This is a genomic window from [Bacteroides] pectinophilus, assembly GCA_025146925.1.
Classification (GTDB): domain Bacteria; phylum Bacillota; class Clostridia; order Lachnospirales; family Lachnospiraceae; genus Bacteroides_F; species Bacteroides_F pectinophilus.
Genome location: CP102260.1, coordinates 594594 through 608246 on the forward strand (window position 1 = coordinate 594594; position 13653 = coordinate 608246).

The window sequence follows — 13653 nt, forward strand, 5'->3', positions numbered from 1 at the left end:
ATTCTTTTCACGGGCTGCCGTGTCGGAGGAGTTACAATCGAGAGCGTAATCAAATACATGCTTCCTTATTTTACAATCATATTTGTTGCGCTGCTTCTTGTAACATATATACCGGCAATCTCAATGTTCCTTCCTGGAATACTTGGATTGGTATAATAACAAAAGCTTATTTCCTAAAATTTTCCTAAATTCATTCAAACATGACGAAAGTCCGGAGAGAAATCCCCGGACTTTTGTCATTGAATGTTACGCTATGTTAAATAAGATCAGTTACTATGCTGTCTGTTCTTCATTGTACATAAAGGACATATTGCCTTTTTGTCGTTGTCTTTGAATGTCCAGCCCTTCTCTCGGAGTAATACCACAACGAGCGTTTCGTCACGATACTCCATGGTATCGAGTCTTCCACATTGATCACATCTTGCACCGGCTACCAGCATTGTTGTCACCTCATTCTTGATTTGTCTTATACATTTTATCAGAAAAAATCGGCAAATCAAGAGTAATAATTCCCAAAAATAAGGTTTAATTAAGAATTCTTTGTGAAGAATTTACTAAGAAGCATCATGCCTGTAATGGGTGAATATTCCCTAATTAATACATAATTGTAAGTATTATGGGCAATAATATCATTGTTCAGCATATTAAAATCATTATTCAAAGGAGCTGCCAGATGAATTATTTGGAAATTGAAAAGGTTATAGGAAGAGAAATTCTTGACTCAAGGGGTAATCCCACTGTGGAAGCAGAAGTAACACTTATGGATGGTACAGTTGCAAGAGGCTGTGCACCGAGTGGTGCTTCAACAGGCGAATTCGAGGCATTGGAGCTTAGGGATGGTGATAAGGGAAGATATCTTGGCAAAGGTGTACAGAAGGCTGTAGATAATATTAATACGACAATTAATGATGCGCTTACGGGAATGGATGCATCAGATATATATGCGGTTGATAAGGCAATGATAGAGGCAGACGGAACTAATGACAAGTCAAAGCTCGGAGCCAATGCGATACTTGCGGTATCAATTGCGTGCTGCCGTGCAGCAAGTGTGTCCCTTGATATTCCGTTATACAGATTCCTTGGAGGTATATCAGGTAACAGACTTCCTGTTCCTATGATGAATATAATTAATGGCGGATGCCATGCACTATCATCGGGACTTGATGTGCAGGAGTTTATGATTATGCCTGTAGGAGCGCCTTCATTTAAAGAATGCTTAAGATGGTGTTCGGAAGTGTTCCATGCACTTGCAGCAATCCTCAAGGAACGTGGACTTGCAACATCGGTAGGCGACGAAGGTGGATTTGCACCGGCACTTAAGTCAGATGAAGAGGCAATAGAGACAATTCTTGCGGCGGTTAAGAAAGCAGGATATGAGCCGGGAAGAGATTTCAGAATTGCAATGGATGCAGCGTCATCAGAATGGAAGAGTGAGAAAGGTAAGGGGTATTACAGGCTTCCGAAGGCGGGAACCGAGTTTACATCAGAAGAACTTATTGACCATTGGGAGGCGCTCTGTGACAAGTATCCGATTATATCAATCGAAGACGGACTTGATGAAGAAGACTGGGAAGGCTGGGAGAAGCTGACTAAGAGACTTGGAAGCAGAGTACAGCTTGTAGGTGATGACCTTTTTGTTACTAATACCGGGAGACTTGCCAAAGGAATTGAACTTGGAGCAGGTAACTCAATCCTGATAAAGCTTAATCAGATTGGTTCTGTGTCAGAGACACTTGAAGCAATTAAGATGGCACATAAGGCAGGATATACTGCAATAAGCTCACACCGCTCCGGTGAAACTGCTGATACAACAATAGCTGACCTTGCAGTTGCGCTTAACACATGTCAGATTAAGACAGGTGCACCGAGCAGAAGTGAGCGTGTTGCAAAGTACAACCAGCTCTTAAGAATTGAAGAAGAACTTGGTACAGCAGCTGTATATCCGGGCATAAAGGCATTTAATGTTAATAATTAATCCTGTTTATCAGTATTATGCTCTTTTAAAAATTCTATAAAATCACGGCAGCAAAGCGGCTTAGAGAAATAGTATCCCTGAATGTAGCTGACGCCCAGAGCATTCATTGCCTCAAACTGTTCAGCAGTTTCAATACCCTCGGATACAATCTCAAGCTGCAGGTCGTGAATCATGTTGATAGAAGCGTTCATTATGTATTTGCCTTTACTGTTATTGAAGTATGACATAGACATTGAACGGTCGAACTTAATGATATCAACCGGCATATCAATAATGTAATTAAGGTTTGACTGTCCGGTGCCAAAATCATCAAGAGAAAAATGAACGCCATAATCAAGCAGCGCATGCATGTTATTGATAAGGGCATTGCGTGCTCCGATGGAAGCTGATTCCGTAATCTCAAGATTAATCATATCAGGAGCAACATCATATTTTTTGAGAATATTGATATAGCGTTCTGCGAGCTGCTCGTATGAGCATTGTACGGCAGACAGATTAACTTCAATGTAATCAATTCCGTACTGACGCAGATCATGTTTTTTGATAAAACGGCATACATGTTCAAATATCAGTTCACCGAGTTTTATTATGGAGCTGTTTTTCTCTGCAATGTCAATAAACTTTGCCGGAGGAAGTATATTCCCGTCTTCATCCTTTATTCGCACAAGCGCCTCGGCACTGGAAAAACGGCCGGTTTTGGTAGAATATATCGGCTGATAGTATACTGCTATTGTATCATTGTCTATAGAATCTTTTACAAGCTGTTCAATCCTCTGTGCATCTTTCATCTCATTCAGTACATTAATATCAACGAAGACAAGGCCGTTCTCGAGGAATTCACGGTTACGCTGTCTTGCGTAGCTTGTAAGATAAAGCATCTCCGCAGCATTGCCTGCTATTGTACTGTCAGGGATGCATATGATGCCTGCCGGGATTACTATGTCAGAGTTAGTACCCCATCCGGTACGGATCTTCTCCTGAACGAGTTCAAATGCATCAGATGCAGCATTGGCATCATCGAACATCATGGTCACTTTATCTTCGCCGCTCTTGAATGTTACCGCACCGGGAATGTCGGAGAAAAATCTCACAATACTGTAGTTTATATCACGCGCAACTGATGGCGTAAGATTATTCTGGAATGAATTAAGTCTTACGAATACAACTGAGGCGAACTGGCGTCCGTCATTATAATATTGCTGCATATACTGTACAAGCGCATTATAGTTAAAAAGCCCGGATGTGCGGTCTATGTTGGTAAGAGGCGTCTCAAGCATTATAAACAATATGAGTATGCCGATGCAGCTTGAAAAGCTGACAATAAGAATCTCCCTATGGAAAAATTGCACAACCGCAGAAGCAATCCAGAATATCATCCATATTGTAATTGCTTTGCTGCGCTGGGGATTTATTGCGTTGCGGTGTTTTATTGCGGTTGCAAGAACATTTATTATAAAAATTAATACAATTATGTATGCTGCAGAAACGCTTGGACCATATGTATATACTGCATCAGAACCTAACTCTTTTGAATGATGTATAGGGAGTGTGTATATAATTACAGATCCTATTATGGCGGCGGCATAGTATATATGCATGCAGCGGATGTAGTTTTTATGATTGCTGCTGTATACGTCGATGCAAATGTACCGCAGACTGAAGAAGCCTACACATACAAGTGAGATAAGATAGGCTTTACATATGAATCCGGTATAAGCGGGGGAATAGCTCCGGTAATTGTCAATTACAATAACGGAATATATATCGAGAAGAACACATAAGAAAGTTACAATAATGGTAATCAGGAAAGCCTGACTTGTGCGAAGCGGAAGATGTTTCTGCTGACAATAGAAAATAAAGATTATTAACAGTAAAGAAGCAGCACAAATCTGAGATGCAAAATTCATATATCCTCCGTAATCTGAAAAGCAATCTGAATGTAACAAAAAATCTGTATATGATCCGAAAAAATCCTATGTATACTATATCGCTTGTATACTATATCACATACAGATTTTATTGCAACATCAAATATAGCTTACATATCAGGTTCAGATATCGGCAAAGAATGCGACTGCTATAGCCCCGGGGCCTACATGTGTTCCTATGGCACCTCCTATTGTACCTGTCTTAAGAATATCGGCATGACCTTCCCAGATATCTTTACTGTCATTTATATATTTTTTAAGCATTACGTCCGAAAGTCCGGTATAGCCTAAGAATACAGGCTTTGTAAAATCTATTCCAAATGACTTTACCTGCTCGATAAGAAAGTTGTTGCCCTGCTTTGAACCGCGTGCTTTGCCAAGAATTGCAACTTCTCCTTCCCTGACGGTTACAACGGGCTTTATTGAAAGAAGACTGCCGGCAAGAGCAACAGTTTTGGATATGCGTCCGCCTTTTTTCAGATACTCAAGAGTATCAAGGAGAGCCAGCGTATGCAGTGACTGCTTGCGGTTGTTAAGTTCATCGGCAATGTCGGCACATTGCATGCCTGAATCTGCCAGCTGCATTGCATATGTAACAAGCGCTTTTTCACCGACAGACACGTTCTCGCTGTCAACGACATATACTCTCCCATCGAATTCAGCGGCAGCAATGCAGGCACTCTGGTAGGTGCCTGACAGTCTGGATGATATAGTTATTATAAGAACATCGCTTCCGTCAGACCGGGCTTCGCTGATTGCCTCTTCAAAAATATATGGTGTCACCTGGCTTGTCTTAGGAAGGGTGTCACTTTCAATAAGTTTTTCGTAGAATTCATGGTGAGTGATTGTCGCACCGTCTTTATATTCATCCTCATCAAATCTTATAGTGAGTGGAAGTACATTAAGCCTGCTGTCATGTGGTGCGAGGATGTCAGAACCTGAATCAGTTATAAATTTTATGCTCATTTGCAGTAGTCTCCAAAAAATAGTTTGATTATAAAATAACTTATTGAATATTAACACGTGAATGAGTCGGGGTCAAGGGCTATTTTGGTAATCAAAATATTGCAATACAATACAAAAAGTATTAATATATAAGTAAATATATAAGTAATACTTGAAGTGTAAAGAAAAGGAAATTATTAAATACTGTAATCAGGAGGGAACAGAATGAAACTTGAACAGATGAAGATTAAGAAAAGGCTCCGTACAGGGTTTGGCTTTGTTACGCTGCTTGCAATGCTGTCGGCAGTAGTTGGCATTATTGCGCTTATTGTGGTATCAACACGTTATGAATATGCGCTGTCACACTATGGATTTTCACAGGGGGATGTAGGCAAAGCAATGGTAAGCTTTGCGGAGGCAAGAAGTGCTCTCCGTGCTGTTGTGGGATATGATGACGAGAATGAGATAGAAGAACAGATAGAATTACATGACCAGAAAAAAGAGGTATTCCAGACATATATGGAGAAGGTTGAGAAGTCTGTAACATATAGAGAAGGAATTCAGGCGTACAATGATGTCCTTAATGAACTTGACGGCTATTGGGAAATTGATGGACAGATAATGAAGCTCGCAACCTCTAATGACAAAGATGGTTATTTAAAGGCCCAGAAACTTGATGTCGAGCAGCTTACACCTAAGTATGAAAAGATATATGCGGAGTTTGCGGATCTTATGAATCTTAATGTGCAAAAGGGCGACAGTGCCAAGGATATGCTTCATGTTGTTGAAATTGTAATTACGGTACTGATAATTGGTGTGATTGCAGCTGCAGTTTTATCATCAACAAAGCTCGGCAATACTATAGCTACAAATATTGAAAAGCCGCTTCTTGCATTACAGGCGAGACTTAAGACATTTGCAGAAGGTGACCTTGAGAGCCCGTTCCCTGAAGCTAATACCAATGATGAGATTGGTGAGATGATTGAAGAAGCGAGAGGGATGGCGGAGAATCTGAACCTTATTGTAACAGATGCCGGAGAACTTCTTACACAGATGGCAGACGGCAATTATGCAATTTCCACTAAGATAGAAGACAGATATGTAGGTAAGTTTGCTGCTCTTATGGATGCAATGCGTAAGATGAACAGAGAGATGAATGATGCACTGTCACATGTTAATGACGCAGCCAATCAGGTAACAATAGGCTCGGAGAATCTTGCTGAGTCTGCACAGGCACTTGCAGAAGGTGCAACAGATCAGGCAGGTGCGGTTGAAGAGCTTACCGCAACGATTGCCAACATTACCGAAGGAGTTGACAGAACAGCAGAAGATCTCGATGAAATGCGCAAGAAAGCCGATATGTATGCAAAGAAGGCAGATGACAGCCGTGAGCAGATGACTGAGCTTGTTTCGGCAATGAACCGTATTGATGAGACATCCAAGAAGATTGAGAATATCATTTCCGATATAGAGAATATAGCAAGTGAGACTAATCTTCTCTCACTTAATGCGGCAATTGAAGCAGCGCGTGCAGGAGAGGCAGGAAGAGGATTCGCAGTTGTGGCAGAGCAGATAAGAAAGCTCGCCGAGCAGAGTGCCCAGTCGGCTGTGGACACTAGAACACTCATAGAAGGCTCGTTGCGCGAAGTTGATGATGGTAATCTTGCAGCAGAAAGCGCAGCGGGTGCAATTGAAGAAGTAGTTGAAGGAATAAAGAATATTGCGGAAGCCTCCAACAGGCTCAGCGAGACACTTAACGAGCAGGCTAAGGCGATGGATCAGGCAGAAGCAGGAGTTAACCAGATATCTGAGGTTGTACAGTCTAATTCGGCTGCAGCACAGGAATCATCGGCAACAAGCGAGGAGCTTTCAGCTCAGGCAACTACACTCAGCGATCTTGTCGGAAGATTCACACTGAGAAGCTGATATAATATTGAATATCTACACGGATAAGTAATTAAGGCAGTCCTTGCCCATTGGATTATGGGGAGGGCTGCTTTTTATATGAGGAAACCGGAAAACGAGATAATAAATTTGTATTTCAAAAGTATCGTTAAATCATTGATTGCTATCGCATTTTAGATTAAAATATAAAAAATGTATTATGTATGACAATATGGGAGAGAATCAATGAGCAAATTTATTTTAAGCTGTTGTTCAACGGCAGACCTTACAAAAGAACATTTTGAAAAGATTAATGTAAGATACATATGTTTTCATTACGAGCTTGACGGAGTGGAACATGCAGATGATCTCGGACAGTCAATTCCATTTGATGAGTTCTATAAGAAGATGGCTGAAGGAGCAATGACCAAGACATCCCAGGTTAATGCGGAGGAATATAAGGAATACTTTGAAGGGTTCCTTAAGGAAGGTTACGATGTACTGCATGTATGCCTGTCATCAGGAATATCGGGTACGGTTAACTCTGCCAATATAGCCAGAGATATGCTTGCGGATGAATATCCCGACAGAAAAATATATGTTGTGGATTCACTTGGCGCGTCATCCGGTTATGGTCTTATCATGGATACGCTTGCGTCACTCCGCGATGAAGGAAAGACAATAGATGAGCTGTATTCTTGGGTTGAGGAGCATAAGCTCGAACTTCATCACTGGTTTTTCTCAACTGACCTTACATTCTACATCAGGGGAGGAAGAATATCCAAGACAGCCGGAGCAATAGGCTCAATACTTAATATATGTCCGCTGCTTAATATGGATAATCTTGGAAGACTTATTCCGAGATATAAGATAAGAGGCAGGAAGAAGGTAATTACAGAGATTGTTAAGCGGATGGAAGAGAATGCACAGGACGGACATGATTACTCAGGCAAATGTTTTATATCGCAGTCAGCATGCTATGAGGATGCAAGAGCAGTTGCAGACCTTGTCGAGGCTAAGTTCCCTAAACTTAACGGCAGGGTTGAGATTAACAGTATAGGAACTACAATAGGAAGCCATACGGGACCGGGAACAGTGGCACTTTTTTTCTGGGGCGGTATGAGAACAGAGTAGTTTTTACATTGACAAAATAGCTATTATGAGGAGATTATGCTGATGCTGACACAATTTGCAAGAACAGAGCTGCTGCTTGGAAAAGATGCCATGGAAGTTCTTAAGAACTCAAGAGTTGCCGTGTTCGGAGTAGGAGGCGTAGGTGGATATGTGTGCGAGGCGCTTGTACGAAGCGGTGTAGGTGCATTTGATCTTATTGATGATGACAAGGTCTGCCTTACTAATCTAAACAGACAGATTATAGCAACGAGAAAGACAGTGGGCAAATACAAAGTTGACGTTATGGAAGAACGTATACATGATATTAATCCTGATGCCAGAGTGCGTGTGCACAAGTGCTTTTTCCTGCCTGAGAACGCTGATGAGTTTCCGTTTGATGAGTATGATTATGTTGTAGACGCAGTGGATACCGTAACAGCCAAGATATCACTTGTAATGAAGGCTCAGGAGAAAAATATACCAGTAATCAGCAGTATGGGTGCAGGCAATAAGCTTGACGCAAGCCAGTTCCGTGTTGCGGACATTTATAAAACCAAGGTATGCCCGCTTGCCAAGGTTATGAGAAGAGAACTTAAGAAGCGTGGAGTTAAGAAGCTGAAGGTTGTATATTCCGAGGAAATGCCGACAAGGCCGGTAGAAGATATGGCTATAAGCTGCAGGACGAACTGCATATGTCCTCCGGGTGCACAGCATAAGTGCACGGAGAGAAGGGATATTCCGGGAAGTGTTGCTTTTGTACCTTCTGTTGCGGGACTTATTATAGCCGGAGAGGTCGTTAAGGATCTGACGGCAGGAGCCGGACGTACTGATGTATAATAGAAGAGATATTGCCGGGAGTATTTTGAAGAAAGATAAAAAGAGTGCATTTAATAAGGCATTTGTAAAGTCGCTTCCAATCATGTGCAGTTATCTGTTTGTGAGTATGGCATACGGAATGATGATGGAAGAATCAGGATTCCACTGGTATTATTCACTGTTTGCAAGTCTTACGATATATACAGGGGCTTTTCAGTTTGTCCTCATCACGTTCTTAAGCAGTACGGCTTCAATTGCTACAATAGCGGTGACGGCGCTTCTTATGAACAGCAGACAGACATTTTACAGCCTTACATTCGTTAAGGAATTTAAGAGGATGGGTAGAAGAAAGCTGTACATGATCCACACGATGACGGATGAGACATATGCGGTCAACTGTACACTTGATGAGAATGAACCTGAACATGATGATGAGATGTTTTTTGTGGCGCTTCTGAGTAGATGTTACTGGATGGCAGGAGCTGTGGCCGGTGGTGTTATAGGACAGCTGATACCATTTTCGCTTGATGGAATTGATTTCTGCATGACGGCATTGTTTGTAATAATATTTATTGATCAGTGGGAAAAGGCAGACAGCCATATTCCGGCTATAACCGGGATTGCTGCTGCCATATTATGTATGTATGCCTTCGGAACAACAGCATTCATGCTTCCGTCGCTTATACTTGTGTCAGGGATACTTGTGTGCCTTAACATGCGCAGGCCGGCATGTGAGGCGGCAGATAATACAGGCAATACCGGACGGGAGACACAAAGATGAATACAGGAATGCACCCGGCGTCAGGTGCCGGCATTAATATATGGTATGTGTGTGCTGCTATTCTGATATCTGCTGTAATAACATTTGCACTCAGGGCACTGCCGTTTATTCTGTTTAAGGATAACAGAAGCCTTCCGGGATGGCTTAGGAGACTTGGAAAGCTTCTGCCATCGGCAATTATGGCGGTGCTTATAGTCTACTGTGTTAAGGATATAAGGGATGCAATGCTGCCGGCAGGGCTGCTTGAGCTTATTGCGGTTGTTATTGTGGCAGCAAGCTACAAATGGAAGCACAATACATTTTTGAGTATACTGCTTGGAACGGCAGCATACATGGTGATGATAAGAATGGTTTAGTTTGTATACAGGAGGCGGCATACAATGAATGGCAGCATTAATGATGTTAAAAGATCTGATAGCGGCAATGTGACAAGGGAACAGATGGCAAAGCTTGATGCTCTGAGGGAGTATCTTAAAAGCCTCGAATCGGTTGCAGTCGCATTTTCAAGCGGTGTCGATTCAACATTTCTTCTTAAAACGGCTAAGGATACACTGGGAGATAATGTTATTGCAGTGACGGCACGTTCCTGCTCATTCCCGGGCAGAGAGCTTAATGAGGCTCTGGAGTTCTGCAAAAAAGAAGGAATCCGCCACTTTGTCTGTGAATCTGAGGAACTGTCAATAGACGGATTTGCACAGAATCCCAAGAACAGATGTTACCTCTGTAAGAAGGAGCTTTTCCGGAAGATTCAGGAGATAGCTGACGAGAACGGCATTGCGGCGATAGCTGAAGGCTCCAATATGGATGATATGGGAGATTACAGACCGGGACTTACGGCAGTAGCAGAGCTTGGAATAAAAAGTCCGTTAAGACACTGTAATCTTACAAAGGCAGATATAAGAGCACTTTCAAGATATCTTAATCTTCCTACATGGAAAAAGCAGTCATTTGCATGTCTTTCATCAAGATTTGTATATGGTGAGACGATAACGGAAGAAAAGCTTGGAATGGTAGATAAAGCTGAGCAGCTGCTTCTTGATATGGGATTCCATCAGGTAAGGGTAAGAATTCACGGTATGATGGCAAGAATTGAGATTGACCCGTCGGAATTCGCAATGCTCATGGAAGAAAACAACCGTATGAAAATTACCGGTGAATTCAAAAAATACGGATTTACATATGTGTCACTGGATCTTATGGGGTACAGGACCGGAAGTATGAATGAAGTACTGCAATAGGGCAGTATACCGGTAATCCCGGTGATGTCTGCCGGTTTGCATAAGAATTTTAATATTTGTGTGGTTTATTTGTAAATTTTTCTAAACTTATAGGCGATTTTGTAGTAAAATAAAAGAGTGGGATGATGGAATTGAAACGGCTGCGGATGTATGGAATGCTGAACGGAATACTGAACGGCATACAACTCATGGCCAATGCAATTTAATTCATACGCAAATAATCAGTAAGGGAGATAATAAAGTATGAGATCAATTGGCGCAAAGATTAATTATGTATTGCTGCTTGTATTTCTGATATGCGGCGTCGGCATGCTTATAGTTAATGCTAAGATTAACAGCATGGATGACATAACTAATGAGATAAGCCAGAATTACATTGCCAGCGTCAGTGAGGTTGATACGATTTCGGAGAATGTTACCGGCCTCAAATCACAGATGATGGAGTATCTGCTTGTTGGTGAAGATAAACGTCCGGCTACACTTGGCAATATAACCAAGACACAGGGAGCGATAGTTACTTCATTCCAGAATCTTAAGAAGTATGCCTCAACACAGCGTACAGAAGAAGCTGTAGGCAGACTTGAGCAGTCGTATGGTACATATAAGGATCAGTATAATGCGGTTCTGAAAGACATTGATAATGGTAATATCAAAGATGTGGCATCAATAGATGCACGGCTTGGTAAGGCATATGATGATCTTGAGATACGGGTACATTCAGTTGAAGTACAGAATACGGTTAATACCGCACGTGCCCAGAAGTCACTTGCAGGAAGTGCAAAAGCAAGCCATATCACATTTATTGCTGTAGGAATACTGCTTATTGCCGCAATTGCCGCAGGTGTAATTGTAGTAAGATTTACTGTAATTGCGCCGGCCAGAACTGCTACTCGTGAGCTTAATATAATTATTGACGGCATAGAGAAGAATGATGGCAATCTGACAGCGCGTGTTACGCAGAAGTCCCAGGATGAGATAGGACAGCTTGTCGGTGGCGTTAACAAATTTATAGAAGTACTGCACAGTATTATTGCAGAGATTAAAGCTGATGCAGATAATGTCAGCAACAGTACTAATGTAGTATATCAGCAGATTTCTACCGCAGACGGCAATATTATGGATGTTTCGGCTACAATGCAGCAGCTGTCGGCAGGAATGGAAGAGATGGCGGCTTCAGCTGAGCATATAAGCAATGAGACTGATTCCATAAGTACAAGTATGGAGAATATTGCAGCTCAGGCAGGTGAGGGTTCCAACAAGGCGAAGGATATAAAGGTAAGGGCTGTTGCACTCAGGGATGACGGAATTGCAAGCAAAGAGACTACAAGCAGCATGGCTGATGAGATAAGGACAGCTGTAAGGGCATCACTTGAGAAGAGTAAGGATGTAGAGAAGATTAATGCGCTGACAGACAATATTCTTAATATATCAAGCCAGACTAATCTGCTTGCACTTAATGCATCAATTGAGGCTGCAAGGGCCGGTGAGGCAGGCAGAGGATTTGCGGTTGTTGCCGATGAGATAAGAACGCTTGCCGACTCAAGCAGAGCTACAGCTAATGATATTCAGGTAATAAGCCGTGATGTAACAGCTTCTGTTGAAGAACTTGCGGAGAATGCCAACAAGATGATTGATTTTATTCTTAATGTTGTAATGCCTGACTATGATAAGCTTGTTAATATGGGTGAACAGTATAACAGGGATGCAGGTGATTTTGATGACATTATGATTGCATTTACTGAAGACTCAGCGCAACTTAAGAAGACAATGGAGGATGTTGCAGGACTTATCAGAAGTATGTCATCGACTATTAATGAGAACTCTGAGGGAGTTGCAATGGTATCAGACAGTGCATGCGGACTTACTGAAGGCATGAGCCAGATAAAAGACGAGATGTCGCATACAGAGGAAGTAGCAGCAAGACTTGGAGAGACTGTGAGCCGCTTTACACAGATATAATCATATGAAAGGAAGTCAGACGATATGAAAAGAAGACTTTTAATTACAGTAATATTTATGGCAATGTTGTCTGCCCTTACCGGATGTGGAAGCAGGCAGGAAGTTACAACACTTATAATGGCTGATGTGCAGGAGGGAGATCATCCTACCGCAAAGGCCTGTGATAAGTTTGCAGAGCTGGTTAAAGAAAAGACTAATGGCAGAATTGAGATTGAGGTGTATCACGGCTCAACACTCGGAACAGAGGCAGAACAGATTGCACAGGCAACTGTAGGCGGAATTGATTTCGTGCGTGTATCATCCCCTGTTTCTGCTTATGATGATGACATAAAGGCATTTCAGGCATTGTATCTGTATGGCAGTGAGGATGACATGTGGAAGGTGCTCGACGGACAGATAGGCAACGAATTCCTTAAGGCACAGAAGCTCAAGAATAATGGCCTGGAAGGTCTCTGCTGGATATCAGGCGGTTCAAGAAATTTCTACAATAATGTAAAGCCTGTTTCGAGCCCTGAGGATCTTAAGGGACTTACGCTTCGTGTTAATACTGATTCCATGTTTGCATTTCTTGACAAATGCGGCGCCAAGGGTGTGAATGTATCATATGGTGATATTTACAATGCGATTGCAGATGGGACAATAGACGGAGCAGAGAATAACTGGCCGTCATATATATCTACGGGACATTATAAAGTGGCACCTTACATTACTGTTGATGAGCATACGAGAATACCGGAGATGATAGTTGCATCGGCAGAGACAATGAATAAGCTTTCACAGGAGAATCAGCAGATAATCCGTGAATGTGCAACGGAGGCCGGCAAGCTTCAGAGACAGTGGATGCAGGAATACGATGAGAAAGCAATAAAGGAAGCAGAAGCTGCAGGCTGTACAATCACATATCTGACGAAGGAACAGGTCGCAAAGTTCCAAAGCGTTGCCCAGCCGGTTAATGAGCAGGTCAGCAGCAAATATATGGATATAATTAAGAAGATTAAGGCAGCACAGTAAAGG

11 protein-coding genes and 1 pseudogene are annotated in these 13653 nt (G+C 42.1%); 10 read left to right on the top strand and 2 right to left on the bottom strand.

Going from position 1 to position 13653, the window contains the following annotated elements:
• A pseudogene (locus NQ488_02770) lies at positions 1–156 on the top strand (TRAP transporter large permease subunit).
• 517 nt (positions 157–673) lie between these two features.
• Positions 674–1975, top strand: a complete 1302-nt coding sequence (gene eno, locus NQ488_02775) for a phosphopyruvate hydratase (GenBank protein UWN96252.1) — start codon at positions 674–676, stop codon at positions 1973–1975.
• On the opposite strand, the gene NQ488_02780 is transcribed toward eno, so the two are convergent.
• A complete protein-coding gene (locus NQ488_02780) occupies positions 1972–3351 on the bottom strand; it encodes an EAL domain-containing protein (GenBank protein ID UWN96253.1) in 1380 nt (459 codons plus the stop codon). The two genes, eno and NQ488_02780, sit on opposite strands and share 4 nt — an antisense overlap.
• 675 nt (positions 3352–4026) lie before the next feature.
• On the bottom strand, positions 4027–4869 hold the full coding sequence (locus tag NQ488_02785) for a DegV family protein (protein ID UWN96254.1): 843 nt from the start codon (positions 4867–4869) through the stop codon (positions 4027–4029).
• Positions 4870–5073: 204 nt separating this feature from the next.
• Between NQ488_02785 and NQ488_02790 the strand changes: the two genes are divergently transcribed.
• The 8 genes from NQ488_02790 to NQ488_02825 all read left to right on the top strand — a co-directional run bounded on the left by NQ488_02790 (position 5074) and on the right by NQ488_02825 (position 13650).
• Entirely contained in the window at positions 5074–6774 is a 1701-nt protein-coding gene (locus NQ488_02790; GenBank protein ID UWN96255.1) for a methyl-accepting chemotaxis protein, read from the top strand.
• A 204-nt stretch (positions 6775–6978) separates the two neighbouring features.
• Complete coding sequence (locus tag NQ488_02795; GenBank protein ID UWN96256.1) at positions 6979–7866, top strand: DegV family protein; 888 nt, start codon at positions 6979–6981, stop codon at positions 7864–7866.
• 42 nt (positions 7867–7908) lie between these two features.
• Entirely contained in the window at positions 7909–8682 is a 774-nt protein-coding gene (locus tag NQ488_02800) for a tRNA threonylcarbamoyladenosine dehydratase (GenBank protein ID UWN96257.1), read from the top strand.
• Positions 8675–9442, top strand: a complete 768-nt coding sequence (locus tag NQ488_02805; GenBank protein UWN96258.1) for an AzlC family ABC transporter permease — start codon at positions 8675–8677, stop codon at positions 9440–9442. Before NQ488_02800 ends, NQ488_02805 begins: the two co-directional genes overlap by 8 nt.
• Positions 9439–9798, top strand: a complete 360-nt coding sequence (locus NQ488_02810) for an AzlD domain-containing protein (protein ID UWN96259.1) — start codon at positions 9439–9441, stop codon at positions 9796–9798. The genes NQ488_02805 and NQ488_02810 overlap by 4 nt, the downstream gene beginning before the upstream one ends.
• Before the next feature lie 84 nt (positions 9799–9882).
• Positions 9883–10680: an ATP-dependent sacrificial sulfur transferase LarE gene (gene larE / locus NQ488_02815; GenBank protein UWN97088.1), complete on the top strand. Its 798-nt coding sequence runs from the start codon at positions 9883–9885 to the stop codon at positions 10678–10680.
• 243 nt (positions 10681–10923) lie between these two features.
• Positions 10924–12639, top strand: coding sequence for a methyl-accepting chemotaxis protein (locus NQ488_02820; GenBank protein ID UWN96260.1), 1716 nt, complete (start codon positions 10924–10926; stop codon positions 12637–12639).
• A gap of 24 nt (positions 12640–12663) precedes the next feature.
• Entirely contained in the window at positions 12664–13650 is a 987-nt protein-coding gene (locus NQ488_02825; protein ID UWN96261.1) for a TRAP transporter substrate-binding protein, read from the top strand.
• Positions 13651–13653: the final 3 nt, after the last annotated feature.

What these genes read in the sequence shown, in the direction of transcription:
- NQ488_02825 (UWN96261.1), top strand. Translation starts at nt 12,664, where the DNA reads ATGAAAAGAAGACTTTTAATTACAGTAATATTTATGGCAATGTTGTCT.
- NQ488_02800 (UWN96257.1), top strand. Translation starts at nt 7,909, where the DNA reads ATGCTGACACAATTTGCAAGAACAGAGCTGCTGCTTGGAAAAGATGCC.
- NQ488_02820 (UWN96260.1), top strand. Translation starts at nt 10,924, where the DNA reads ATGAGATCAATTGGCGCAAAGATTAATTATGTATTGCTGCTTGTATTT.
- NQ488_02790 (UWN96255.1), top strand. Translation starts at nt 5,074, where the DNA reads ATGAAACTTGAACAGATGAAGATTAAGAAAAGGCTCCGTACAGGGTTT.
- NQ488_02795 (UWN96256.1), top strand. Translation starts at nt 6,979, where the DNA reads ATGAGCAAATTTATTTTAAGCTGTTGTTCAACGGCAGACCTTACAAAA.
- NQ488_02780 (UWN96253.1), bottom strand. Translation starts at nt 3,351, where the DNA reads ATGATATTCTGGATTGCTTCTGCGGTTGTGCAATTTTTCCATAGGGAG.
- NQ488_02785 (UWN96254.1), bottom strand. Translation starts at nt 4,869, where the DNA reads ATGAGCATAAAATTTATAACTGATTCAGGTTCTGACATCCTCGCACCA.
- eno (UWN96252.1), top strand. Translation starts at nt 674, where the DNA reads ATGAATTATTTGGAAATTGAAAAGGTTATAGGAAGAGAAATTCTTGAC.
- NQ488_02805 (UWN96258.1), top strand. Translation starts at nt 8,675, where the DNA reads ATGTATAATAGAAGAGATATTGCCGGGAGTATTTTGAAGAAAGATAAA.
- larE (UWN97088.1), top strand. Translation starts at nt 9,883, where the DNA reads ATGGCAAAGCTTGATGCTCTGAGGGAGTATCTTAAAAGCCTCGAATCG.
- NQ488_02810 (UWN96259.1), top strand. Translation starts at nt 9,439, where the DNA reads ATGAATACAGGAATGCACCCGGCGTCAGGTGCCGGCATTAATATATGG.